The 24,188-nt window shown below is 66.3% G+C and carries 25 protein-coding genes; 13 read left to right on the forward strand and 12 right to left on the reverse strand.

Going from position 1 to position 24,188, the window contains the following annotated elements:
* Window positions 1–8: 8 nt before the first annotated feature.
* From moaA to HCU76_RS31100, 6 genes are all read right to left on the reverse strand, one after another.
* Window positions 9–1,136 carry a GTP 3',8-cyclase MoaA gene (gene moaA / locus HCU76_RS31075; RefSeq protein WP_218511416.1) on the reverse strand — a complete coding sequence of 376 codons (1,128 nt, stop codon included), beginning with the start codon at window positions 1,134–1,136 and terminating at the stop codon, window positions 9–11.
* A 207-nt stretch (window positions 1,137–1,343) separates the two neighbouring features.
* Window positions 1,344–1,511, reverse strand: coding sequence for a hypothetical protein (locus HCU76_RS36930; RefSeq protein ID WP_256354599.1), 168 nt, complete (start codon window positions 1,509–1,511; stop codon window positions 1,344–1,346).
* Between the two features lie 243 nt (window positions 1,512–1,754).
* On the reverse strand, window positions 1,755–2,516 hold the full coding sequence (locus tag HCU76_RS31085; protein ID WP_218511417.1) for an SDR family oxidoreductase: 762 nt from the start codon (window positions 2,514–2,516) through the stop codon (window positions 1,755–1,757).
* 53 nt (window positions 2,517–2,569) lie between these two features.
* The gene (locus tag HCU76_RS31090) at window positions 2,570–4,003 is read right to left on the reverse strand and encodes an aldehyde dehydrogenase family protein (RefSeq protein WP_218511418.1); all 1,434 of its coding nucleotides are present in this window, start codon (window positions 4,001–4,003) and stop codon (window positions 2,570–2,572) included.
* Window positions 4,004–4,029: 26 nt separating this feature from the next.
* Complete coding sequence (locus HCU76_RS31095; protein ID WP_213959279.1) at window positions 4,030–4,515, reverse strand: type II toxin-antitoxin system VapC family toxin; 486 nt, start codon at window positions 4,513–4,515, stop codon at window positions 4,030–4,032.
* Window positions 4,508–4,747 (reverse strand): AbrB/MazE/SpoVT family DNA-binding domain-containing protein, encoded by a 240-nt coding sequence (locus HCU76_RS31100; protein ID WP_213959280.1) that lies wholly within the window; start codon window positions 4,745–4,747, stop codon window positions 4,508–4,510. Before HCU76_RS31100 ends, HCU76_RS31095 begins: the two co-directional genes overlap by 8 nt.
* Before the next feature lie 132 nt (window positions 4,748–4,879).
* Between HCU76_RS31100 and HCU76_RS31105 the strand changes: the two genes are divergently transcribed.
* Window positions 4,880–5,218, forward strand: a complete 339-nt coding sequence (locus HCU76_RS31105) for a hypothetical protein (RefSeq protein ID WP_213959281.1) — start codon at window positions 4,880–4,882, stop codon at window positions 5,216–5,218.
* 78 nt (window positions 5,219–5,296) lie between these two features.
* Here the strand turns inward: HCU76_RS31105 and HCU76_RS31110 are convergent, their stop codons facing one another.
* Entirely contained in the window at window positions 5,297–5,842 is a 546-nt protein-coding gene (locus HCU76_RS31110; RefSeq protein WP_213959282.1) for a peroxiredoxin, read from the reverse strand.
* Window positions 5,843–5,861: 19 nt separating this feature from the next.
* On the opposite strand from HCU76_RS31110, the gene HCU76_RS31115 reads away from it, so the two are divergent.
* Window positions 5,862–7,454, forward strand: a complete 1,593-nt coding sequence (locus HCU76_RS31115) for a phospholipase D family protein (RefSeq protein WP_213959283.1) — start codon at window positions 5,862–5,864, stop codon at window positions 7,452–7,454.
* A 97-nt stretch (window positions 7,455–7,551) separates the two neighbouring features.
* Here HCU76_RS31115 and HCU76_RS31120 read toward each other — a convergent pair whose 3' ends face one another.
* Together HCU76_RS31120 and HCU76_RS31125 are read right to left on the reverse strand one after the other, a co-directional pair.
* Complete coding sequence (locus tag HCU76_RS31120) at window positions 7,552–8,223, reverse strand: hypothetical protein (RefSeq protein ID WP_256354600.1); 672 nt, start codon at window positions 8,221–8,223, stop codon at window positions 7,552–7,554.
* Window positions 8,224–8,230: 7 nt separating this feature from the next.
* On the reverse strand, window positions 8,231–8,698 hold the full coding sequence (locus HCU76_RS31125) for a universal stress protein (protein WP_213959284.1): 468 nt from the start codon (window positions 8,696–8,698) through the stop codon (window positions 8,231–8,233).
* Between the two features lie 253 nt (window positions 8,699–8,951).
* Between HCU76_RS31125 and HCU76_RS31130 the strand changes: the two genes are divergently transcribed.
* The 8 genes from HCU76_RS31130 to HCU76_RS31165 all read left to right on the forward strand — a co-directional run bounded on the left by HCU76_RS31130 (window position 8,952) and on the right by HCU76_RS31165 (window position 17,863).
* The gene (locus tag HCU76_RS31130; RefSeq protein WP_256354601.1) at window positions 8,952–9,464 is read left to right on the forward strand and encodes a DUF3302 domain-containing protein; all 513 of its coding nucleotides are present in this window, start codon (window positions 8,952–8,954) and stop codon (window positions 9,462–9,464) included.
* A complete protein-coding gene (locus tag HCU76_RS31135) occupies window positions 9,464–10,687 on the forward strand; it encodes an HlyD family secretion protein (protein WP_213959285.1) in 1,224 nt (407 codons plus the stop codon). Before HCU76_RS31130 ends, HCU76_RS31135 begins: the two co-directional genes overlap by 1 nt.
* On the forward strand, window positions 10,687–12,114 hold the full coding sequence (locus HCU76_RS31140) for an efflux transporter outer membrane subunit (protein WP_213959286.1): 1,428 nt from the start codon (window positions 10,687–10,689) through the stop codon (window positions 12,112–12,114). Before HCU76_RS31135 ends, HCU76_RS31140 begins: the two co-directional genes overlap by 1 nt.
* Window positions 12,115–12,199: 85 nt before the next feature.
* Window positions 12,200–14,566: a DUF3141 domain-containing protein gene (locus HCU76_RS31145; RefSeq protein WP_213959287.1), complete on the forward strand. Its 2,367-nt coding sequence runs from the start codon at window positions 12,200–12,202 to the stop codon at window positions 14,564–14,566.
* Window positions 14,567–14,570: 4 nt separating this feature from the next.
* On the forward strand, window positions 14,571–15,773 hold the full coding sequence (locus tag HCU76_RS31150; protein ID WP_218511419.1) for an acetate/propionate family kinase: 1,203 nt from the start codon (window positions 14,571–14,573) through the stop codon (window positions 15,771–15,773).
* On the forward strand, window positions 15,763–16,545 hold the full coding sequence (gene fabI, locus HCU76_RS31155) for an enoyl-ACP reductase FabI (protein ID WP_213959289.1): 783 nt from the start codon (window positions 15,763–15,765) through the stop codon (window positions 16,543–16,545). The genes HCU76_RS31150 and fabI overlap by 11 nt, the downstream gene beginning before the upstream one ends.
* 27 nt (window positions 16,546–16,572) lie before the next feature.
* Window positions 16,573–16,827: an RNA-binding protein gene (locus HCU76_RS31160; protein WP_213959290.1), complete on the forward strand. Its 255-nt coding sequence runs from the start codon at window positions 16,573–16,575 to the stop codon at window positions 16,825–16,827.
* Between the two features lie 19 nt (window positions 16,828–16,846).
* Window positions 16,847–17,863: a hypothetical protein gene (locus tag HCU76_RS31165; protein ID WP_218511420.1), complete on the forward strand. Its 1,017-nt coding sequence runs from the start codon at window positions 16,847–16,849 to the stop codon at window positions 17,861–17,863.
* A 7-nt stretch (window positions 17,864–17,870) separates the two neighbouring features.
* Here the strand turns inward: HCU76_RS31165 and HCU76_RS31170 are convergent, their stop codons facing one another.
* Window positions 17,871–18,506 (reverse strand): response regulator transcription factor, encoded by a 636-nt coding sequence (locus HCU76_RS31170; protein WP_256354602.1) that lies wholly within the window; start codon window positions 18,504–18,506, stop codon window positions 17,871–17,873.
* A 303-nt stretch (window positions 18,507–18,809) separates the two neighbouring features.
* Here HCU76_RS31170 and HCU76_RS31175 point away from each other — a divergent pair, with 303 nt between their 5' ends.
* Window positions 18,810–19,652, forward strand: a complete 843-nt coding sequence (locus HCU76_RS31175) for a Crp/Fnr family transcriptional regulator (protein ID WP_218511421.1) — start codon at window positions 18,810–18,812, stop codon at window positions 19,650–19,652.
* Between the two features lie 4 nt (window positions 19,653–19,656).
* Here HCU76_RS31175 and HCU76_RS31180 read toward each other — a convergent pair whose 3' ends face one another.
* Entirely contained in the window at window positions 19,657–20,112 is a 456-nt protein-coding gene (locus tag HCU76_RS31180; protein ID WP_213959294.1) for a response regulator transcription factor, read from the reverse strand.
* 106 nt (window positions 20,113–20,218) lie between these two features.
* Between HCU76_RS31180 and HCU76_RS31185 the strand changes: the two genes are divergently transcribed.
* Complete coding sequence (locus HCU76_RS31185; protein ID WP_213959295.1) at window positions 20,219–23,227, forward strand: PAS domain S-box protein; 3,009 nt, start codon at window positions 20,219–20,221, stop codon at window positions 23,225–23,227.
* Between the two features lie 22 nt (window positions 23,228–23,249).
* On the opposite strand, the gene HCU76_RS31190 is transcribed toward HCU76_RS31185, so the two are convergent.
* Window positions 23,250–23,741 carry an ion channel gene (locus HCU76_RS31190; RefSeq protein ID WP_213959296.1) on the reverse strand — a complete coding sequence of 164 codons (492 nt, stop codon included), beginning with the start codon at window positions 23,739–23,741 and terminating at the stop codon, window positions 23,250–23,252.
* 183 nt (window positions 23,742–23,924) lie between these two features.
* Here HCU76_RS31190 and HCU76_RS31195 point away from each other — a divergent pair.
* On the forward strand, window positions 23,925–24,188 hold a 264-nt coding region (locus HCU76_RS31195), incomplete at its 3' end, for a hypothetical protein (RefSeq protein ID WP_213959297.1).

Raw genomic sequence — 24,188 nt, forward strand, 5'->3', positions numbered from 1 at the left:
ACCCATCGTCAGCCGCCGATGTAGCTCATCTCGACACGGCGCGCCGCGCCGGTGTCGGCGGCCAGGTCGGGAGCGCGCAGCGCACGGAGTTCGGAATAGCGGTCGGCGCGACCCTGCCAGATGTGGCCGATCGCCGAGAGCAATTGCGCGTCGTCCGCATCGCCGCGCAGCAGCGGGCGCAGGTCGTCGCCGTGGCTGGCGAACAGGCAGGTGTACAGCTGGCCCTCGGTCGACAGGCGCGCGCGGCTGCAGTCGTGGCAGAAGGCCTGCGTGACGCTGCTGATCACGCCGATCTCGCCCGCGCCATCGGCATAGGCCCAGCGCTGGGCCGTCTCGCCGGGCGCGCTGGGTTCGAGCGGACGCAACGGATGCTCCTTCGCGATGAGCGCGATGACCTCGGCCGAAGGCATCACTTCGTCCATGCGCCACCCGTTGGTGGCGCCGACGTCCATGTATTCGATGAAGCGCAGCACCACGCCGGTGTTGCGGAAGTGGCGGGCCATCGGCAGGATTTCCTGCTCGTTGGTGCCGCGCTTGACCACCATGTTGACCTTGATCGGCCCGAGTCCGGCGGCATGCGCCGCGTCGATGCCCATCAGCACGTCGGCGACCGGGAAATCCACATCGTTCATGCGGCGAAAGACCGTGTCGTCGAGGCCGTCCAGGCTCACCGTCACGCGCTGCAAGCCGGCGGCCTTGAGCGCCGCGGCCTTGCGTGAGAGGAGAGAGCCGTTGGTGGTCAGGGTGAGGTCCAGCGGTACGCCGTCCACAGTGCGCAATTGCGCCAGTTGCCCGATCAGCACCTCGATGTTCTTGCGAAGCAAGGGCTCGCCGCCGGTGAGACGGATCTTGCGCACGCCGTGCGCGGTAAACAGGCGCGCAAGCCGCGTGATTTCCTCGAAGCTCAGCAAGGCCGAATGCGGCAGGTACTTGTAGTCCTTGTCGAAGACCTCCTTCGGCATGCAATAGCTGCAGCGGAAGTTGCAACGGTCCGTCACGCTGATGCGCAGGTCGGTCAGCGGCCGGCCAAGCCGGTCTTCAAGGTGCCCGATGGCGGGAACCCGCGCCTGCGCAATGGCAGGCACACGGCGCGCGCGGCCGATTTCGGAGACGGGGATGACTTTGCTGCTGTTCATGGGGGAGGTCAATTTACTCCATCGCCCCTGCCCGCAGGGTAGCCGGGGCACTTGACCACGGGCGCGCAAACCCGTGTTGCGCCCGCGCCCGCGATGATGCAAAACCGCGTGCGCTTCCCGGCTCAACCCTGCTCAGCCCCGGCAAAGCTTCAGGTTGGTCCTTGTCGCGCGGACGATGGGCAGGAGCAGCCTTGCTTCTTCGGGCAGTTAGTTCGAGCGGATGTCGTTGTCCGATTGGCCCGCAGCCTCACGCAGCGGTTCCAGCGTCTTCAGGCAGCCCGCGTGGTCGCCCGCGCGCAGTTGTGCGAGCGCGAGGTCATTGCGGATCCGGTCCTTCTCGGCCCAGTCCAGCCCGGCGTGAAGGTCACCACGCAAGACGGGTCCTTGAGCCTGGCCTTCCCTTGTTCAATGGTTCCGTCGAGAGCGCAGCTATGGCCGGTCAGGGTTGCGGTCTCGATGGAGAAGCGGCCGCCCGGCCGAACGGTGAGCCAGCCGCCACTGCCCTCGTAGATGTATTCGCCGGCGGCTGGTGTGGTGAACTGCGCATGGCTGGCGCCGGCCATGCACATCAGCGCCGATGCCAGCCATCGCGGGGGCTTCATCAAGGCGAAAGCGCCTTCAGACGCAGCGCGCACCATCGACTTCGATGCAAACGCCGCTGATGAACGCCGCCTCGTCGCTTGCCAGGTACAGCGCCGCATTGGCCACGTCGAGCGCGGTGGAGAAGCGCCCGAGCGGAATGGTGGCGAGGAACCTGGCCTTGCGCTCTTCCGTGACGGGGCCGCCCGCGAATTCGGCGGCCAGGCCGGTGTCGGGGTTGAACACCGGGTTGATGCAGTTGACGCGGATGTTGTCCGGCCCCAGTTCGGCGGCCAGTGACTTGCTGGTGGTGATGACGGCGCCCTTCGACCCGTTGTACCAGCTGAGGCCGGGGCGAGGGCGCACGCCGGCCGTGGACGCGATGTTGATGAACACGCCGCCGCCGTTGGCGCGGAACGCCGGGACGGCGTGGATGGTCGAGAGGTAGATGCTCTTCATGTTGACCGAGAAGCAGCGGTCGAACTCTTCCTCGCTGACTTCGAGGGCGGGGCGGTTGCGGTGGGTCCAGCCCGCGTTGTTGACCATGACGTCGAGCTTGCCGTGGCGTTCGACGGCGGCGCCGACCAGCGCCTTCATGTCGGCGGTCTTCGTCACGTCGGCTGCAAGAAAGGAGGCCTGGCCGCCGTCGCGCAGGATCGCCTCGACGACTTGCTGGCCTGCTGCCGCATTGATGTCGTTGACGATGACTTGCGCACCCTCCGCCGCCAGCCGCTTGGCGATGCCTTCGCCGATGCCGCCGCCCGAGCCGGTGACGATGATGGATTTGCCCTTGACGCGCATGAAGTCTCCTGAAGTTGTCCTTGAACGGATTGAAAAGTGCCGGTGCCCGCGCCTCAGCCGTGCCGCACCGCGATGGTCTTGAGCGTGGTGAATCCGTACAGCGCCTCGAAGCCCTTCTCGCGGCCGTAGCCGGAGGACTTCACCCCGCCGAAGGGCAGTTCCACGCCGCCGCCGGCGCCGTAGTTGTTGATGAACACCTGGCCGCTGCGCACGCGCTTGGCCATGCGGAACTGCCGTGCGCCGTTGGCCGTCCAGATGCCCGCGACCAAGCCGAACTGCGTGGCATTGGCCTGCGAAACAGCCTCGTCCTCGTCGGCGAATTGCATCGCGGCCAGCACGGGGCCGAACACTTCTTCCTGCGCGAGCCGGTGCATCACCGGCACGTCCCGCAGCAGCGTGGGCGCCTGGTAGAAGCCGCTGTCGGGCGCCTCGTCGACGATCACGCCCTGCGCCACCATCGGGATGCCGGCATGCTGTGCATCGCTGAGGAAGTCCCACACGCGTTGCTGCTGCGTCTGCCGGATCAGCGGGCCGACATCGAGGTCCATCGCGGCGGGACCGACGCGCAGCGCCTCGAAGGCGTGCCCGAGTCGTTCGAGCAGCGGCTCGTAGATGCTGCGCTCGATCAGCACGCGCGAACCGGCCGAGCAGGTCTGCCCGGCGTTCTGCACGATGGCGTTGATCAGCACCGGAATCGCCGCGGCGAGGTCGGCGTCCGCGAAGATGATCTGCGGGCTCTTGCCGCCCAACTCCAGCGTCACCGGGCAATGCCGTTCCGCCGCGACCTGCTGGATCAGGGTGCCGACCTTCGGGCTGCCGGTGAAGCTGATGTGGTCGATGCCCGGGTGCCGCGCCAGAGCGTCGCCGACTTCATGGCCGTAGCCGGTCACGATGTTGATCGCGCCGGCAGGAAATCCGATCTCCGCGGCCAGCTGGGCCACGCGGATCAAGGACAGGCACGCGTCTTCCGCCGGCTTGACCACGCAGACATTGCCCGCGGCCAGGGCGCCGCCCACGCTGCGGCCGAAGATCTGCATCGGGTAGTTCCACGGGATGACATGGCCTGTGACGCCGTGCGGTTCGCGCCAGGTGAAGACGCTGTAGCCGTCCTGGTATGGAATCGTCTCGCCATGGAGCTTGTCGCAGGCGCCGGCGTAGAACTCGAAGTAGCGCACCAGCGCCAGTGCATCGGCCCGCGCCTGCTTCACCGGCTTGCCGCAATCGCGCTGTTCGAGCAGGGCCAGTTCGTCGGTGTGTTCGGCGATCTTCTGCGAGAGCTTGTAGAGCAAGCGGCCACGCTCCGCCGCGCTGGTTTTCTGCCACACGTTGTCGAAGCAGTCGCGCGCGGCGCCGACCGCGTCGTCGATGTCGGCCGCGTTGCTGCGCTGCAGTTCGTCGAAGGGCTGGCCATCAGACGGATCGAGGACCGGCAGCGTGCGCCCCGAAGCCGAGACGACGCTGGTGTTGGCGATGTAGTTGAGTTGCATGGTGGAAGAAGGAATTGGCGCGCCACTCAGGGCGAGATGATGTCGAGTCTCGGGTAATAGCTGCGATAGCGCCTGGCATCGCGGGTCAGCAAGCGTAGCCCGTTTACCAGGGCGTGCGCACCGATGTAGAAATCCGGCAGCGGCGACCGCGCCCGCCCCGTTCCCGCGGCCGGCGCACTGCGGTAGGCGCGAAACGCTTGGCCGGCCAGGAACGCTGCATCCCAAGGCAGGGGTTCGCGCTTGAGTGGCAGGCCGGCGAGGGCGTCCTCCAGGTCGGATGCGCGTTCGAATCGGGGGCTGAGTTCCGCCAGGATCAGCGGATTGATGACGAGCGGGGCTTGTTGACCCAGGCGGTCGAGTTGGTCGAGCGACCACTCGGCCCATTGGGGATCGTCGGCCAGCACGTCGAGCAGCACGTTGCTGTCGACCAGCGTGGCCGACGGCCGGGCGAGATAGCGCGCGTCCGCCTCGGTTGCACGCGAAGCACGCGTGCTAGTGCCAGTGTTAGCCACGCAGGAAGCGCATGAACTCGTCGGTGCCCATGCCCTTGAATTGCGCCGCGGTGGCGGAGCCGCGCACGCGCTGGAAGGCACTGCGCACGGGCGAGATGGCGGCAGGCGACAGCCGCAAGACGACGTCGCCGTTGGCGCGCACTTCAAACTCGACTTCGCTGTGGGGATGCAGGCCTGCCTGCTCTCGCACCGCCTGCGGGATCGTGACCTGTCCTTTACTCGTGATCTTCATGGCTTCCCTGTTTCTTACTGGCAGAGGTAAGAATCTTACGGATCGCGTCGTGCGCAGGCAAGCCGTCTTTCGCTCGCCGCATAGGTTGTTTGCTGACAGCCACGGAAACGTCTTCGCGCCCACAATGGACCGATGCGAACTTCCCTCAGTTTCCTGATCTGCATCGCCACAGCATGTGGCAGTGTTTTTGCCGATGAAGTCAAACTCCCCGTTGAAAGCGGCGACAAGGGCACCGTCTACGTCAGCCCCAATGTCAACTCCACCGAGGACTCGGTGAACACCAAGGGCGCGACTGTGGGTGTGGAGCGCCCCGATGGCAGCAAGACCTTCGGCGGCATGGACACCTCGGGGGAAAAAACGAGCTATTCGGCAGGCGCCGAGACGGGCGGCAAGACCTCGTTCTCGGTCGAGGCCCATTCGGACGGCAAGAACAACACCGGCGCCAAGGCCGGCGTGAAGATCAAGTACTGAAGCTCCCAGGTCCAGGCTGCGCCTGCCCCCCGAGGGGTCAAGTCGAGCTGGCTAAGCCACATCGACTGGAGAGCCCGGCTACTTCTTGATCAGCTTCACCGCGTCCAGCATCTTCTCGACATGCTTGAACGGATTCAGGCTCTGGTAGTACGTGACCACGGTGCCGTTCGGCGCAATCACATACGAAATGCGATTCGCATATTCGGGCCGCGTCTGCATGACGGCGTCGAAGGACTGGGTGATGTTCCGCGTCTCGTCCGAAGCCACCGGGAACTTGCCCTGGCAGGACTGGTTGGAGAACTTCGACAGCGTCTCCATGTCGTCGGTCGACACGCCGATCACCGAGGTGTTCAGCGCGGCGAACTGCTCCATCGCGTCGGCGAAGGCATGCGCCTCGATCGAGCAACCCACTGAAAAGGCGGCAGGGAAGAAATACACCACGACCGGCCCCTTGGCCAGCGCGTCCTGCAGCGAATACGTGAAGGGCTTGCCGGCCAGCGCGGCTGGGGCGGTGAACGGGGGCACCTTCTGTCCCACGTCCAGTGCTCCGGCGGCTGGCATGGCAAACCCGATTGCGAGCATCATCGGCACCCAGGCAAGCAACCGGTCGAATCGCAAGGTCATGGTCAATTCCTTCAGGCAGATGGACGCAATCATATTTCGCTACTTTTTGCACCGCTGCATCGGGGTCTTGCTGGCCGTGGGCATGGCGGCGTTCCTCACGGCCTGTGGCACGCTGCCGCAGCGCAGCGTGACGCCGGTGGCCGCCGCGCTCGCGCCCAGCTCCGACACGGTGCTCGCAAAGATCGTGGCTGCATCCACGCCGCCGGGCGAGCATTCCGGCTTTCGGCTGATGCCGCTGGGCGTCTACTCGCTCGACGCCCGTATCCAACTGGCCCGGCGCGCGCAGCGCTCGCTGGACCTGCAGTACTACGTGTTCGAGAACGATGGCGCCGGCGGCTTGCTGCTGCGTTCGCTCAAGGAAGCAGCCCTGCGCGGCGTGCGCGTGCGGCTGCTGGTCGATGACCTCTACACGGCGCATACGGACCAGTTGCTGCTGGCGCTGTCGGCCACACCGAACATCGAGGTGCGGCTGTTCAACCCGTTCTGCTGCGCGCGCGGCAGCCTGGCCGGGCGCTTCGCGGCCTCGGCGTCGGACATCCCGCGGCTCAACCACCGCATGCACAACAAGCTCTTCATTGCCGATGGCGTGATGGCCCTGGCCGGTGGACGCAACATCGCCGACGAATATTTCGTGCTCAACGATGCGACCAACTTCGTCGACATGGATGCGCTCATGGTCGGCAAGGTCGTCCCGCAACTCGAGGGCATCTACGACGCGTACTGGAACAGCGACGTGGTCTACCCGATCGCCGACATCGTCAAGCCGCAACGGGGTCGCAGCGCGATGATCGAGGATTTCGACCAGCGTGTCGGGATGCGCGCCCGACGGCCCAGGATCGTGTTGCCGGCGACGGACGTGCTCGGCTACGGGCCGATTGGCGAGGAACTCGATGCCGGCCGCATCGGCCTGCTGTGGGGCCCCGCGAACGCGGTTGCCGACCCGCCCACCAAGCTGCGCTACATGTCGGACGACGAGGCACTGGCCACCAGCGTCACCATGCGCTTCTGGTCGCAACTGCTCATCGCCGACAACGAGGTGCAACTGACCTCGCCCTACCTGGTGCCGGGGGAGAAGGGCATGGAGGCTTTCGAGGCGCTGCGCAAGCGCAACGTGAGCGTGACGCTGTTGACCAACTCGCTCGCAGCCAACGATGAACCGCTGGTGCACAGCGGCTATGCACGCTATCGCGAACGGCTGCTGGAATCGGGCTGCGACCTCTATGAGCTGAGCCCGGCGCGCACCACGAAAAACCAGCGGCTCGACATGTTCGGCAAGTCGCTCGGCCGCCTGCATGCGAAGACCGCGGTGGTCGACAAGCGCAAGCTGTTCATCGGCTCCGTCAACCTCGATCCGCGTTCTGCCAACGACAACACCGAGCTCGGCATCATGGTCGACAGCCCGCAGTTGGCGCGCGAACTGCTGCGCATCATCAACATCAGCAAGCTGGAGAGTGCCTATCGCCTGCGATGGGTGACCAACAAGCGCACCATCGAATGGCTGTCGATGGACGAAGACAAGGAAGTGGTTATCACCTACGAACCGGAATCGACCTGGCTGCAACGCCTCAAGATCGACCTGCTCGGGCCGCTGGTGCCGGAGGCCCTGCTATAGCGGCTGTGGATGCGCAGCCAGGAGGTGGTGCACCCTGCCGGTGGGGCAGAGAGGAATGGGCGCGTGGCGCCGGGTTGCGCTGCGTGGCTTTCGTGGCTCAGCCGCCCAGCGCCGTGATCGCCGCGACCAGGACAGTGCCCAGGCCCGCCATCATCAGCCCGGCTTTCCAACTGCCGTAACCGGCGTACCGACCCAGCGCGAAGCCGCCGAAGAACAGCATCGCCAGCGCAATGATGCGGGACACCGTCCTGGCCGTCACCACGTCCTGGATCAGCGCGAAGGGCAGCACCACCGGGAAGGTCGCCGCCACCACGATCAGGAAGATCGCCAGCGCGGCGAGCAGGTCCCCCCTGTACAGCGTCGTTCGTTCCGGGATGCGGGGAAGGGCCGCGATCCGGCCGCGGATCGCATCGAGCTCCGCCGCCGTCATGAATTGCGCCCCGACCGCCGACACGGCACCGGCGATCAACGCGCGACCGGCCTGCGCGTCCGCAGTGCTTCGGACCGCGCGCAGCAACGAGATCCATCGCCCGCGATCGGTGACCGTGCGCACCAGGTACATGACGGCGTCGACAAGGCCCCAGGCAAGGTTGCAGCCCAGGGCCGCGGCGAACATCTTGTGCAGATCCTCGCGCCCCGAGTCCGCCACGGACACCGCGCCCACGAAGGTGAGCGCCATGAACAAGCCGAACAGCATCTCCGCCACGCGGTCGATCGGACTCAACACAGGCGCCCGCATCATTTCCTCGTCGTACATCGGGTCGGTCATGGCCTGCTCACTGATCCTTTGTGGCTGGCGGGCGAGCGGCCTGCACAAGCAGCACCGGCACCGGTGCGGCGCCCATGATCTCCTGTGCATCGCTGCCCCACAGCATCCTCTCGATGCCACGGCGACCCCGCGTTCCGACCACGATGAGATCCGCCTCCCAGTCCCGGGCCTCCTCCACAACCACGTCCGATATCCGCCCGCCCAGCAAGGCCAGCAACTTCGACTCGACCTTGACGCCGGCGCGTTCCGCCCGCTCGCAGCCCTGTGCCAGCAGCGCCTGGCCCTCCTGCTCGATGCTTCCCAGCAGCTTCATGTAGGTGTCGTCGCTTGTAAAGCCGGTCCTGCGGTAGAAGTGGTCGGCGACATGAACGATCTCCAGCGTCGCGCCGACGGACATGCCCACGCGCACCGCTTCGTCCAGGCCATGCAACGAAGCGTCGCTGCCATCGAAGGGGACAAGAATTCGCTGGTACATCGCACCCCCTTGCGTCCCACGCGACCGGATCAGCCATAGTTTGCGTGCTCGCATGCCGCGGCGAGTTGACTTGCCTCAACTTGCCGCGCGCGGCGTGAGCTTCATGGTCACGACTTGAGAATCCTCAATTGCTTCGTCCGCTTCATCCCTAGCATTTGCCGAATCGCCATGGAAGGGTCAGGTGCTGGGTATGAAAAGCTGGTCAAGGGGTCGGACTCCAACGGGGCTGGCACTCCCGTCCTTCGTGATGTGCATGGCAGCACTTGCCATGCCGGGGGAGGCGAACGCATCGTTCCTGCCGCCCGAGCAAATGGGCGCGGCAGCGACGGGCCTGGCCTGGTTCATCATCGTCGTCATCCCGATTGCCGGGATCGTGCTGTTCTGGCTGGTGCACGTCATGCCGGAGAAGATCGCGCACAAGAAGCACCACCCCCAGCGCGACGCCATCAAGGTCCTGTGCCTGCTGTCGCTGTTCTTCGGCGGCATGCTGTGGCCGCTGGCCTGGTTGTGGGCCTACGTGAAGCCTGTGGGCTATCGGGCGGCGTACGGCACCGAGAAGCACGAGGACTATTTCCACGAGCAGGGCGAGAAGGCCGCAACGGGGCAACTGCTGGAACATGACATCGCGCACCTGCGCGATGAACTCGATGCCATGGACGCCCGGGGCGCCCTGACCGCGGAACTCAAGCAGCTGCGCAGGGACCTGGCCGCGCTCGACCCGCGCGCGGGCGACGCGACGACGGTCGCAGGAAACGCGAGCACCTGATGGAAGCACTGCTGCTCGGCATCTACGCCTTCTTCGTCTGGCTCTTCTTCATCAAGCTGAAGTGGCTTCCGTGGAACACCGCCACGCAAGTGACGGTGGTGATCATTCCGATCGTGGCGCTGACCGCGATGATCCTCACGCTCAACGTCGTCGCGCCGTCGACTTCCGATGTCCGTGTCTTCAAGTACGTGGTGCAGATCGTGCCGCAGGTGCGCGGGCGGGTGCTCGAAGTGCCGGTGGAGCCCAACCGGCTGGTAAAGAAGGGCGAGCTTCTGTTCCGCATCGACCCGACCCAGTACGAGAACGAACTCAACGCGGCCAAGGCGAGGCTTGCCGCGGACGAAGCGAAGTTCGCGCAGGCGGGTGCGGCCCTGATCGACGCTTCCGCCGGGGCGCGGCAATTGCAGGAGCAACTCAAGGCCGCCACCGGACAGGTCAGTTCGCTGCAGCCCAGGCTGGAACTGGCCCGGATGCGCGTGCGGCAGAACCGCGAGCTGGTCTCCACCGGCGCGGGTGACCGGTTTGCGCTCGAGCAGGCCGAGTCCAACCTGGCCGATCTGCAGGGCCAGATCGCGACGTCCGCCGCGAACGAGGCGCAGGTGACGCAGAAGCTGTCCGGACGGGTCAACGGCGAACAGGCCTCGGTCGCGTCCGCGCGGGCCCAGCTCGCGACGGCGAAGGCGCAGGTCGACATCAGCCGGGCCGACCTCGGCACCGCGCAATGGAATCTTGACCAGACGACCATGTACGCGCCGTCCGATGGCTACGCGATCAATGTCCAGTTGCGCCCGGGCTCCTACGTGGTCGCGGTGCCGCTCGCGCCCGCGATGACCTTTGTCGAGGAAACCTACCAGGTGATCGCGCTCTACACGCAGAACGAGTTGCGCCTGGTCGAGCCCGGCAACCGGGCGGAGTTCACCCTCAGGACCCACGCGGGCCAGGTGATCCAGGCGAAGGTCGACTCCATCGTCTGGGCGCAGGGCCAGGGCCAGATGACGCCGTCCGGCGCGGTGCCGCAGACCGGTGCCTATCCGCAGGTGCCGGGACGCTTCCCGGTCAAGCTCATCGTCGACGACAAGGACGCCGCCAACCTGTTCCTGGCGGCCGGGGCGGAGGGCGACGGCGCGATCTACACCGACCATGTCGAGATGATCCACGTCGTGCGAATGGTGATCCTTCGCGTCGGCGCAATCACCAACTACATCGTGCCGAAGCTGCATTGATGCGCACGACTTCGCTCCACCGACGAATGCACCGGCGACTGGCCGCGACGGCACTGCTGGTCGCACTGTCGGGCTGTGCGCTCAAGTCCCCGCCAACCACCGCCGACCTGCAGCAGGAAGTGTTGCCGCAGGGGCCGGTGCCGGCGGCGTTCAAGGCCGGCGCAGGTGTCGCGGCACCGGTGGCCGACGGCTGGCTCGCTTCCTTCGGCGAGCCGGGCCTGACGGCGCTCGTCAACGAAGCCCTGGTCTACAACGCCGACCTGCGGGTGGCGGCGGCGCGCGTCGAGCAGGCGGCCGGGTACGTCAAGGTCGCCTCGGGTGCGCTGCTTCCCTCGGTGGCGGCGGTTGGCATCGGCGGCGGCAAGTCGGGCGGCGGCGGCGGGCTGGACGGCGTGTTCCTGAATGCGTCGCTGGAGCTCGACGTCTGGGGCCGCTTGCGCTATGGACGGGCGGCGGCCCAGGCACAGTCCGCGTCCGCCGAGGCCGATTTCGCCTATGCGCGCCAGTCACTGGCCGCCACCGTGGCCAAGGCCTGGTTCCTTGCGGTCCAGTCCGGGCTGCAGAGGGCGATCGCGAAGGATGCCCTGGCCTCTGGCGAATCGCTTCTTGGCATATCCCAGGATCGATTGCGGGTGGGCAACGGCAACTCGCAGGTCGTGGCGCAGGCGCGCGCGAGCGTGGGCTCCTATCGCGACACGCTGAAGCAGGTCGAATACGGGCGCGAGCAGGCGCTGCGCGCGCTCGAACTCCTGGTCGGGCGCTATCCGTCAGCGGAGATCGGGGTGGCGGACAGGCTCTCGCCGGTGCCGCCGCCCGTACCGGTGGGCATGCCTTCGGAATTGCTGGAGCGCCGGCCCGACCTGGTGGCGGCCGAGCGACGCGTCGCGGTCGCGTTCGCGCGCGTCGGCGAAGCGAAGGCGGCGCAACTCCCGAGGATCAGCCTGACGGCGGGCGGCAGCAATGTGTCGAGCGAACTGATCGAGCTGAAGGACGTCAGCAGCCCGGTCTGGAGCCTCGGGGCCAACATCATCGCGCCGCTCTACCAGGGCGGCACATTGCGTGCGCAGGTCGAGATTCGCTCTGCCGAGCAGAAGCAGGCTGTCGCCGAGTACGCGCGCGCCGGCCAGCGGGCGTTCGGCGAGGTCGAGAGCGCGCTGGGCGCGGAGGCCTCGCTGCGCGAACGCCAGGCCGTCCTCGAGGCGGCTGTCCGCGACTACGACCAGGCTCTGGCGCTGGCCCGGATCCAGTACCGCGTGGGGTCCGTCGACTTGCGCGCGGTCGAGCAGAACCAGCTGGCGCTCTATTCGGCGCGCACCTTGTACCTGCAGGTGCAGTCCGAGCAGTTGGCCCAGCGCACCAACCTGTATCTGGCCCTGGGCGGCGGCTTCGACCTGCCGGCCATGACAGCGGCGGCAGCGCCACCATGAAGCCTTGATTGCAGTCAACGACGTTTCATCATCGCGTTCACACAATGGCAATGAGATCCGCCGGTGCGGGTCCGGAGAATTCACCATGAAAGCAGCAGCGCAGATCGCGCAGAGCCAGAAAGTCGGGACCCAGGTCGCGACGGTGCTCCAGAAACGTGTGCAGAACGCGCAGGAGCAGTTCGCTCGCCGCGTGAGCAAGGCCGTGCAGGACCAGCCCGGCGTTCCGCTGGCCCAGCCCCTCGCGGGCATGGATCCGCAGAGCCTGTTCCAGTACGCCATCGATGCAACGCAGCGCTCTGTGCTGTTCTGGGACACCCTGTGGCAGCGCGGGAACGACTTCGTCGAGCACAACAAGCAGGGCCTGAAGCCGGTGCTGCATTTCGATTCCGAAGTGGTGCTCGACGCGCGCAAGTTCGACCGCCCGGTCAACTACGCGCTGCTGCGGATCACGCCGCCCAAGGGCGTCGTCATCGATCCGAAGCGCCGGCCCTACCTGATCATCGATCCGCGCGCCGGCCACGGCCCCGGCATCGGTGGGTTCAAGGACGATTCGCAGGTCGGGGTGGCGCTGCGCGCCGGGCATCCGGTGTACTTCGTCATCTTCTTCCGCGACCCTGAACCGGGCCAGACGTTGATCGACGTCTGCAATGCCGAGCAGCAGTTCGTCAAGAAGGTGCGCGCGCTGCATCCCGACAGTGCCAAGCCGGCGATCGTCGGCAATTGCCAGGGCGGCTGGGCCGCGATGATGCTGGCCGCCTCCGACCCGGACGACACCGGGCCGATCGTGATCAACGGTGCGCCGATGTCCTACTGGGGCGGGGCCTGGAGCGAAGGCGAGGGCGACAACCCGATGCGCTACGCGGGCGGCCTGCTGGGTGGTTCGTGGCTGGCATCAATGACGGCCGACCTGGGCAACGGCAAGTTCGACGGTGCCTACCTGGTGCAGAACTTCGAGAACCTCAACCCCACCAACAGCCTCTGGGACAAGTACTACAACCTCTACTCGAAGGCCGATACCGAGCCGCCGCGCTTCCTCGAGTTCGAGCACTGGTGGGGCGGCTACTACCTGATGAACCGCGAGGAGATCGAATGGATCACCCGCAACCTGTTCGTCGGCAACAAGCTGTGGACCGGCGACACCAAGTCGGGCAGCGGCAAGCCCTTCGACCTGCGCGACATCCGCTCGCCGATCGTCCTGTTCGCATCGATGGGCGACAACATCACGCCGCCGCAACAGGCCTTCAACTGGGTGGCGGACGTCTATGAAAGCACGGCCGACATCAAGGCGCGCGGCCAGGTCATCGTCGGCCTGCTGCACCAGAGCATCGGCCACCTCGGGATCTTCGTGTCCGGCGCGGTGGCGAAGAAGGAGCACAACCAGATCGTGTCGGTGCTCAAGAGCATTGAAACGCTGCCGCCGGGCCTCTACGGCATGGCGGTCACCGAGCGCGAGTCGGACGGCGGCGCGCTCGAGTACGACGTCGAGTTCCACGAGCACCGGCTGGAGGACATCATGGAGCGGATCAATCGCTTCAAACGCGCCGATGAAAAGCCGTTCGAGGCGGTGGCGGCCGTCTCGGAGTTCAACCAGCGTGCCTACGAACTGTTCGCAAGGCCGATGGTGCAGGCGATGGCGACGGAACAGGGCGCGGAGATGCTGCGCAACTTCCATCCACTGCGCTTTCAGAACTGGGCCATCTCGAGCATGAACCCCTGGCTGTCGTGGATCGCACCCACCGCGGAGGCAGTGAGGGCGAATCGCAAGCCGATGGACGCCGACCACCCCATGCGCCGCAGCGAAAAGCTGGGCGCGGAACTGTTCAGCGCATCGCTCGATCTGTACCGCGCCATGCGGGATGCGATGACCGAGGCCCAGTTCTTCGGCCTCTACGCCAACATGGTTCCGCCGACGGGCGCCGGGGAGGCGCCGGGGGGTGCCGCGCAGGCGCCGGTGACGGCGATCCGCGACTTGCCGCAGGTCCGCGAGGCCGTTGCCGCCATCGCGAAGGGCGGCTACGACGAAGCTGTCGCGCGCGCTGCCTTCCTGCTGGCGCGCAGGGGCGAGACGCTGCCACTTTCGCGGGTGGAGATGCGCCAGGAACTGGCGACGGAATACGCGGACTATCTGCCTCACATGCCTGCACATCAATGGCGGGCCATCCGCGGCGTCCAGGAAATCATCGCGCGCAGCGAGCCGGACCAGGCCGTGAGCACCCTGGCCGACCTGTTGGCTGACCCTGCCGACCGCGAGCGCTTCCTGGCGCTGCTCGACAAGGTCGGCGCCGATCGCCGTGTGCTGCGTTCCGCTCCGACCGCGGAGCAGGCAGCGATGGCGGCCCGCATCCGGGCACTGCTGGCCGGGGCCGGCGAAGGCAAGGGCGGCCGAGGTTCGGTGGTGGTGCACGGGCAATTCCCGTCCGCGCGCCGGAAGACTCCACGCAAGAAGGCCTGATCCCGTGGCCGACGTGATCCTCGTGCTGAATGCGGGCTCCTCGAGCATCAAGTTCAGCGCGTTCGCCACGCACGGCCGCGAACTCGAACTGGTCATGCGCGGCCAGATTGAAGGGCTTTTCACCGCGCCGCGCTTCGTCGCCAAGGATGGCGACGGCAAGGAAATCGGCGCCAGGGCATGGGGTGAAGGCACCGAACTCGGGCATGCGGGCGCCATCGGCTTCCTCGCGGACTTCCTTCGTGAACATGGCGATGGCTACACCCTGTCCGCGGTCGGCCATCGCGTGGTGCATGGCGGGCTCGCGTTCTCGCAGGCAGTGCGGGTCACGCCCGAGGCGATCACGGCCCTCGCCGCCCTGATACCCCTGGCGCCACTTCACCAGCCGCACAACCTCAAGGCCATCGAGATCGTCGCGCAGCAGCGCCCGGACTTGCCCCAGGTAGCCTGCTTCGACACCGGATTCCATCGCGCGCAGCCCGAGGCGGCGCAGGCCTTTGCGCTGCCGGCCTCGATCACGGGGCTGGGCGTGCGGCGCTACGGATTCCACGGCCTGTCCTACGAATACGTCGCCAGCGTGCTGCCGCAGTTCGATGCCAGGGCCGCAACGGGCCGCACCATCGTCGCGCACCTGGGCAACGGCGCCAGCATGTGTGCCATGGCGGCCGGGCGCAGCCTCGCGAGCACGATGGGATTCACCGCCGTGGACGGGCTCCCGATGGGCACGCGCAGCGGCACGCTGGACCCGGGCGTCGTGCTGTACCTGATCGATGAACTGCGCATGGATGCGCGCGCGGTCGAGGACCTGATCTACAAGCAGTCCGGCCTGCTGGGTGTTTCGGGGCTGTCGAGCGACATGCGCGTGCTGCTGGCCAGCGACGACGAACGGGCGCGCTTCGCCGTGGACCTCTTTGTCTACCGGATCGGGCGCGAACTCGGCTCGCTGGCCGCCGCTGCGCAAGGCATTGACGCCCTGGTGTTCACCGCCGGCATTGGCGAGCACGCGGCATCGCTGCGCGAGCGCGTGTGCCGCGATGCCGCCTGGCTCGGCCTGGAACTCGACCCGGCGGCCAACCTGCGTGGCGGGCCCTGCATCAGCGCGCCGTCGAGCAAGGTCTCGGCCTGGGTCATTCCCACGAACGAGGAACTGATGATCGCCCGCCACACCTGCGAAGTGCTCGGGCTTGCTGGAGAAACGCATGGCGCTTGATATCCCACGCCCGTTGTTGCAAGGCAAGAAGGTGCTTGTCTGCGGCATCGCCAACGAGCATTCGATTGCCTACGGATGCGCGGCGGCCTTCCGCGAACTGGGCGCCGACCTGGCGATCACCTACGTTGGCGAGAAGGGGCGCGCGTATGTCGAGCCGCTGGCAACCGCCCTGCAGGCGCCGATCTTCATGCCGCTTGACGTGTCCGTGCCGGGTGAACTCGAAGCCGTGTTCGAGCGCATCGAAAGCGAATGGGGCCGGCTCGATGTCGTGGTGCATTCCATCGCCTGGGCGCCCAAGGACGACTTGCAGGGTGGCTTGCTGAACTGCTCCGCCGAGGGTTTTGGCCGGGCCATGGACATCTCCTGTCACTCCTTCGTCCGAATGGCCCTGTTGGCGGCACCGCTGATGAAGGACGGCGGCACGCTGTTCACCATGTCGTACTACGGTGCCAACAAGGTGGTCGACAACTACAACGTGATGGGGCCGGTCAAGGCCGCGCTCGAGGCGTGCGCGCGCTACCTCGCCTTCGAGCTTGGGCCGCGCGGCATCCGCGTGCACGCGATCTCGCCGGGGCCGCTCAAGACCCGCGCCGCCTCCGGCCTGAAGGACTTCGACCTGCTGCTCACCGAAGCGGCGCGGAGGGCGCCGCTGGGCGAACTGGTCGACATCATGGATGTCGGATTCACCTGCGCGTTTCTTGCGACGCCTTACGCGCGGCGACTTTCGGGGGAGACGCTTTACGTCGATGGCGGCGTGAACATCATGGCGTAGTAAACACAGTGCACAAAGGAGATCCGCATGGCACGACTCTGGTTGGGAAATATCGAGGCCGGCACGACCGATGACGAGATCAAGGCGTTCCTGGTGAAGTACGGTTTTCCGGAGTTCGACAGGATCGAGCACGTTGCGGCCGACGGGCCCCGGCCTGCCGCGATCGTCATCTTCGAAGGCGTGCCCGCGGAGGGGCTGCGCCTCCTCCAGGCCCGAATTCACGACATGTACTGGAAGAAGGGCCGCCTCACTGCACAGGTCGTGCACGACGACTTCGCCTGACGTCCGGGGTACGAGCGCCATGGGCCTCCTCGATCGTCTTTTCGGCAGCAAGGCCAGCAATGCACCGCGCGACGAGGAGGTCGGCCGGATGGTGCAGCGCGTCATCGCGCTGCATCCCCGACTGCGCACGGTGCATGGCCACGAGGCGCGCCTGGAAGCGGCCGTCGCCAAGGCGGCGGCGCACCTGCGCGGACTCGTGGCGGCTTTTCCGCCGCCCCGCGGCATGGATGCGGCAAGCTGGTCGTCCGATCCTCATGTCAGGGCATTCTTCGCGGCGGCGGACGATATCCCGCTGGTGCTCGGAAGGTCGACGGAACTGCGCGCGTTCCTGGAAGAGCAGCCGGGCCTTGCGCATGTCTTCGCCGTCCTGGGCATGGCCATGAACGAACGCAACACGCTGGGCGTTGCCCGGGAAGGCGACGTCATGCGCAAGGATGTTGCGCAGACGACGCTCAGCTTCAGCGACCACCAGATCCGCATCTGCGCGCCGGCCGAGGCCGAGGTGCGACAGGCCATCGTGCACCGGTTGATCGACCAGTTGGCCATCGAGGCGCTTGCGCGCATCGCCTCGGACGACGACAGGCGCGGCGTGCTGGAGCAGGAGCGCGCGCTGCTCGCGACCCGCGTGCGGCTGCTGGCACGGCAGGGTGCGGGCATGGCATCGGTCACGGGCGGCGAGGACCCGGGCGATGCCAGTCAGCTGGCGCGGCTGCGCGCGCGGCTGGAAGAAAACGACGGCGAGTTGAAGGCCCTGGGGCCACGCGTCGGCGCGCTGGACCGTCAGCTCGACGTGGTGTGCGAGCTGTTCGCGGACGCCAGCACGACGATGCATGTCACATCCCGGCGAGTGAGGCTGAGCCGCATGAATGTCATCCTGCCCGAGCAGGATGCGGAAGAAGGCCATGCGCTGGACCTGCATACCGCCCGCGTTCCCGGCGACCCGCCGCGCGTTCGCGCGTTCACGCTGGTGCGGCTGGCCAGGGCAGACGTGCCGAAGGCGGCGAATCTGCTGGATCGGGCGGAGCAGATGCTGTGAGCGGGCCCTAGTATTGCGATGAGGCGACGAGGTGATTTTCCAGCGCGTAGCGAACCAGTTCCGCCGTGCTCGATACCTGCAGCTTCTCCTGGATGCGGGTCTTGTGCGTGCTCACGGTCTTCGCCGACAGGTGCAGCGTCTCGCCAATGTCGGTGAGCCGCTGGCCAGCCGCGATGAGCTGCAGCACTTCGAACTCCCGATCCGTCAGCAGCCCGTGCAGTGGCATGTCCGACTGTCCGTTGAGTCTCTGCACCAGCTGTCCTGCCAGGCTCTGCGTGACGTATTCGCCGCCTGCCGCCACCTTGCGCACCGCATTGACCAGTTCTTCTGCAGCGACGTCCTTGCTGAGATAGCCGTTGGCACCTGCCTTGAATGCGCGTAGCGCATACTGCGCCTCGGCATGCATGCTCAGGACAAGCACCCGCACGTCGCTGAATTCGCCCTTGATGCGCTGCACCAGATCCAGGCCTGGCATGCCGGGCAGCGACAAGTCGACAAGCGCGAGGTCAAACCTCTCCTGGCGCAGGATCTCGAGCGCCTGGAAGCCGGTGGCGGCTTCGGTGAGGGCCCAGTGATTCCCCGCCGATTCGAGCACGCGTTTCAGGCCCTCACGGACGACGGCATGGTCGTCAACCAAGAGCATCCGAAGTTCTGGCTCAGTCACGGCTGGCATCGTCAATGTGCACTCCTCGGCCCGCTGGATAGTTGTCGGGTGGCGAGACTGTGAGCCCAAATGTCAATTCCGGCAACAAAGTGACGCACTTATGCTTCGACAGTGTGTGTCTATAGGTTTAATCCGAAAGTCATGTAGGAAGAATCCTTGACGACGAGGAATGCACCGCCGTTCTGGAGAGCAAGTCGCCGATGTTCCCGCCGTGGCGATCGGCGCAAGCTCCGCGGAGCCCGGCGCGTCCCGGGTCGCCGCAACCACCGGAGAGCATTTCCAATGAACACCCTGACATTGCGTGAACCTCCCACCTGCATTCCGACGCACTCCGAGGCGCCATCTGCCGGCATCGACCATCGCGAGCGGACCAGCCTGCACGACCTGTTCGGGCTCATCGGCGTTCCTGTTGGCGACGAGCAACAGTCTCCGCTGCCCTTGCCGGCGGTGCGACGGCTGCGGGCCGGGGAACTGCTGATCATCGAAGGCGCGCCGGCTGCTTCGATCTACATCGCGCGCACCGGAACCTTCAAGGTCTTCCGTACCGCGGAAGACGGCTACGAGCAGGTCTTCGGCTTTGCACGGCGGGGCGACCTGCTGGGATGCGACGCGCTGTCCAGCGATCGCCACCAGACGGCCGTGATGGCTCTGTCGGATGCCAGCGCCCTGGCCATCGCCTCTCCCGACTTCCTTGCACTGACAAACAGCCACCCCGCCTTCGGTCGCGGTGTGATGCGTGCCGTGAGCAACGCGATGATCGACCTCACCCGCCTGTCCGACATGATGGCGCCGGTGTCGGCGGAAGTGCGCCTGGCCCGGTTCCTCATGCACCTGTCGCACCAGCTGGCTTCCAGCGGGCAGTCCGCGACCATCATTCGCCTCGAAATGAGCCGCCGCGACATCGGAAGCTACATCGGCGTCGCCCACGAGACGATCAGCCGTTCGTTCGCGGCCCTGGCCGATGCATGCCTGGTCGAGGTGGCGCAACGCAAGGTCAGGATCATCGACCTCGATGCCTTGCAGAAATATGCGCAGGGCACGCGCGCACCCGCCAAGTCGCTCGCGCGCGTCCCGGCCGCCGTGCCGCGGCCACGCTTCGAAGCCATCGCCGCGCTGGCGGCCTGACAGGTCAGCGGCGCTCTTGCTGCGCGGCATGCGCGCTTGCGAGCTCCGCAACGCAGTCGCGCGCCTGCCGGAACTCGGTGCCCTTGTCGAAGCAGGCGAGGGCGCCGGCTTCGATGTGGCTCTTGCGCATCATGGCCCAGTTGAACTGGGAAAAAATGATCACCTTGATTGACGGGTGATGCTGCCGGATGTAGTTCAGCACATCGAGTCCGCGTTCCGCTCCGCGCAGCTTGGCATCCAGCACGATCAGATCCGGATGCTTCGAGGCGATCGCTGCCATCGCCGAGCGCATATCCTCCGCATGGCCCACGACCTCGACGCCGGGCGCGGTCACCAGCAGCGCGCCGAAGCTTTGCCGTATCGCCACGGAGTCATCCACCAGCAGCACTTTCACCTCTGCACCTCGCTCGATTTGCCCCTTCCAGATATTGCACGGGATCTCGCCGCCGGAAATGCGCATGCTCAATCAGAAGCAGTCAACCGGGTTTTTTGGGGCATGCTACGGGCGTCTGCCCACCATCCCCTGCCCAGTGCCCGGAAATTCCCTGACATCGCGGCTTGAGAAGTTGCCTATCCGCACCCGCATCGTCCTGCTGGTGATGGGGGTGATGCTTCCCGTGGCGATGCTGCTCGCAGCCGTCCTCGCAAACGACTTTCGCCGGGCTGAACTTGCCGGGGGCGAGAAGGTCGGGATCCTCGCCACCGGCACGGCCGCGGATCTCAAGCGCATGCTGGACCAGTTCGAGTGGGTGCTGGCCCGCGTTTCCGAGCGGCCACTGGTCAAGGCGCTCGATCCGGCGGGCTGTGACCCGCTGGTCGAGGAGGTCTTGAACCTGAATCCCGCCATTGCCGGGGTCGCGGTGCTCGATGCGCAAGGGAGGGTCATCTGTCGGTCCACGTCGGCGGCCGACGCGGTGCCCATGCCGGACGACATGAGCGCCGGGCCACCCGAGCTTCCAGTCGGCAGATTGCGTGCCACCAGGGTGTTCGTCGGCGAACACACGGGGCGCAAGCTGGTGGCGCTGAGCTATGCCCTTGGTGAGGACGATCGCGCGCGGGGCGGGCTGCTGGTGATGACCGCCGACTTGCTGGTGCTGAACGCGCAATTGCTGGCCTCGATCCCCAAGGACGCCATCGTCACGGTCGTCGACGGGACGGGGATTGTTCTCCTTCGATCGGCGGACCCGGAGCGCTTCGTCGGCCATCGGCCCGCGATGCAGGACACGGCGCCGGCGCGCGGCGCAAGCAAGAATCCTCTCTCCGCGGTGGGGCGTGACGGAATCAAGCGCTTGTACACCTACGTGACGCTGCCCGGCAGCGACTGGCGGGTGGCCGCAGGCCTCGTCGACGCCGAAGTCTTCGCCGAATACCGTGGCGCCATCTGGCGGATCGGCGGGTTCGCGACAGTCCTGTGCATCTTTGCGTTCGGCCTGGCGTGGCGCTTGAGCGCCGCCGTCGCCGCGCCCATCGCAGACCTCCAGAGGGTGGCCAGCAAGATCGCAGATGGCAACGACGCGGACGCCAGGGTCGGCGGTCCTCCGGAAATCAAGGCGGTGGCGGAGCAGTTCAACCGGATGCTGATTGCACGCAACCAGAGCGACGCGCGGCTGCAGGGCATCATGGAGTCGGTCGTGGATGCCGTCCTCACGACCAACGAGCAGCAGATCATCGTGCAGGCCAATCCGGCGGCGGCGAGCATGTTCCGTTGTGCGATGTGGTACATGGTCGGCGCGCCGCTCGAACGCTTCATCCCCGAGCGCTACCGGCCACTCTACCGGCGGGACATCGAGAGATTCGGCAGTCGCCCCGTGGCGCCGCATCGCCTGGGACTGCGGCGCGAGGTGACCGCCCTGCGCGCGGATGGCACGGAGTTCCCGGTCGAGGCCTCCCTCTCCAAGGTGTCCATTGCGGGTGTCCCGCTGAACACCGTGATCCTGCGCGACATCACCGAGCGCAAGCGGGTCGAGCAGGAGCTTCGCGACGGTGCCTCGAAGCTCGAGGCGGCGCTGTCGAGCATGAGCGACGCCGTATGCATCGCCGATGTCCACGGCAAGCTCATCGATTTCAACCTGGCCTTTGCGACGTTTCACGGCTTTGCCGACGAGGCCGCCTGCAGGACGACACTTTCGGAGTATCCGGAATTCCTCGACATGGTCATGCCCGACGGCAGGGCCGCGGAGGCTGCGCAATGGCCCTTGTCCCGGGCGCTCCAGGGCGAGACGGCGAGCAACTGCGAGTTCCGGTTGCGACGCAAGGACTCCGGCAAGACGTGGATCGGCAGCTACAGCTTTGCCCCCATCCGCTCCGGAAGCGGAACGATCGTGGGTGCCGTCATTGCCGCGCGCGACGTGACGGCGATCAGGGCGGTGCAGGCGGACCTGGAGTCTTCGCATTTCGCACTGCAACGCCTGATCGCGTCGCGCGACCAGGTGCAGGAAGAAGAACGCAAGCGCATCGCGCGCGAACTGCACGACGACCTGCAGCAGACGCTCGCCGCCATTCGCATGAACCTGCGCTACATCGGAGAACACTTCGGCACGGTCGCGCCCGGGCTGCTCGTGCCGATCGACGAGGTCGATGGCCTGGCGGCGCAGGCCGTGGTGTCGACGCGCCGCATCGTGAATGACTTGCGCCCGCCGATGCTCGAAGACCTGGGACTGTTGCCGGCACTGGAACTGCTGGCAAGCCAGTTCGGACAGCAGACCGGCATCGTGTGCAGGATCGACGCGCCGCCCGGCATCTACGAAGCGCCGACAGAAGACCCGGAACTGGCGATCTGCCTGTACCGCGTCGTGCAAGAGGCGCTCAACAACGTGGTCAAGCACGCCCATGCCAGCACCGTGCGCATCCGGCTGGTGATGGAATCGGCGGTCGCGATTTCGCTGCAGGTGACGGACGACGGCGTCGGCATGGACGAGGCGGACCTGCACAAGTCCGAGTCGTTCGGCATCCTGGGCATCCAGGAACGGGTTCGGTCGCATGGCGGGCTCATGCGAATCGAGAGCACGCCCGGAGCGGGCACGCGGCTGGAGGTCCACTTTCCCCTTGGCGCACGGCCCCCGGTCGTCGCCCGCCATGCCAGGGCGGCGCGTTCGGGCGACAGCGCGCGGGAAGACACGGATCACGAGGCGCTCGACGATGCCCACACCCTGCCCAGGCTGTTGAGCCGCACCACCCAAAGGGCGCTGCAGGATGCGATCGACGCATTGACGGGGAACGTGGCGATCCTTGATGCGCACGGCGTCATTCGATTCGTCAATCGCGCATGGAATGAATTCGCAAGGCGCAATGGCGTGCCCGACACGGCATCGGTCGGCCACGGGGTGGACTACATCGAAGCGTGTCGCAAGAGTCGGATGGCCAACGTCGAGGCACCGGATGTTGCGCGCGGACTCAAGGAACTGCTGAATGGCAACCGAACGGCGTTTTCCAGTACCTACGCCTGCCATTCGCCCGACGAACTGCGCTGGTTCCAGATGAATGCGACCCCGATGGCCAACGGCAATGTGCTGGTGGAACACGTGCTGATCCGCCATGAGAGCCGTGGCCATCGCGGCTCCAGGGGTGCGGCATGAGGTTACGTATCGGGCCGTGCCTCTACGGCGCGGCACCGCTGTCGGTCGTGGCCTGGCGCAGCGCGGCCTCTGCCTTGGCGAACAGTGCGTCCTGCTGAACCTTGATCATGTGCTGCAGGATGGCCATCATCGCGGCCGCCGTCATGCCGAGCATCATGACGCCGTTGGCGGCTTCCAGCGGGCCCAGCATCTTCCAGTCCTTGCTCATCACGATGTCGCCGTAGCCCAGCGATGTGAAATTCACCGCGGAGTGATAGATCGCGTCGTGGCGTTCGCCGAACTCGCCGAGCAGCACGAACAGCAAGGCCCAGAGGGCGATCTGCAGCAGGTTGCAGACCATCATGGCCAGCGTGATCACGATGAGCGGCCGGATGCCTGTCCAGAACCCCTGGCCAGTCTGCGTCTGCGCGGAGTACCGGACGTAGTGGCGCACACACCAGAAGGTCAGCGCGGTCTGCACGATCAGGCACAGCACCATGACGGGCAATCCGACCAGGAAATTCATCAATGTCATGAGCGTCTCTCCGGGTTCGCGGGCGGCATTGCGAATCTTCGCGCGACGAGTTGCGCATCACTTGATTTCTCTCAATTCCCAGCTGAATGAATGCACCTATTCTGAGTTTCGAATGAGCATCTTTTCGATCGGTGCATGGCACATCGAAGAGTTGTCGAGACCAGAAGAATGCAGGAGACAAGGATGAATCGACATATGGCGATCGGCGCCCTGGCTGTCGCTGTCTGCGGCGGCGCGCACGGGCAATCCAACGAGGAGCTCAAGGCCACGCTGGACCAGGCGATGAAGACGATCCAGGATCTGCAGGCGCGCGTGAAGAACCTGGAGCAGAAGGAGTGGGCGCCGCCCGCAGGCGCAACGGCCGCGCCAGCCGTGGCGGGCGCGGCAGCTGCGCCGGGCGCGCCACCCGCAGCACCTTCGGCGTTCTCATTGGGTGCGCCCGTGATC

The organism is Variovorax sp. dw_308, from assembly GCF_019207085.1.
Taxonomy (GTDB): domain Bacteria; phylum Pseudomonadota; class Gammaproteobacteria; order Burkholderiales; family Burkholderiaceae_C; genus Variovorax.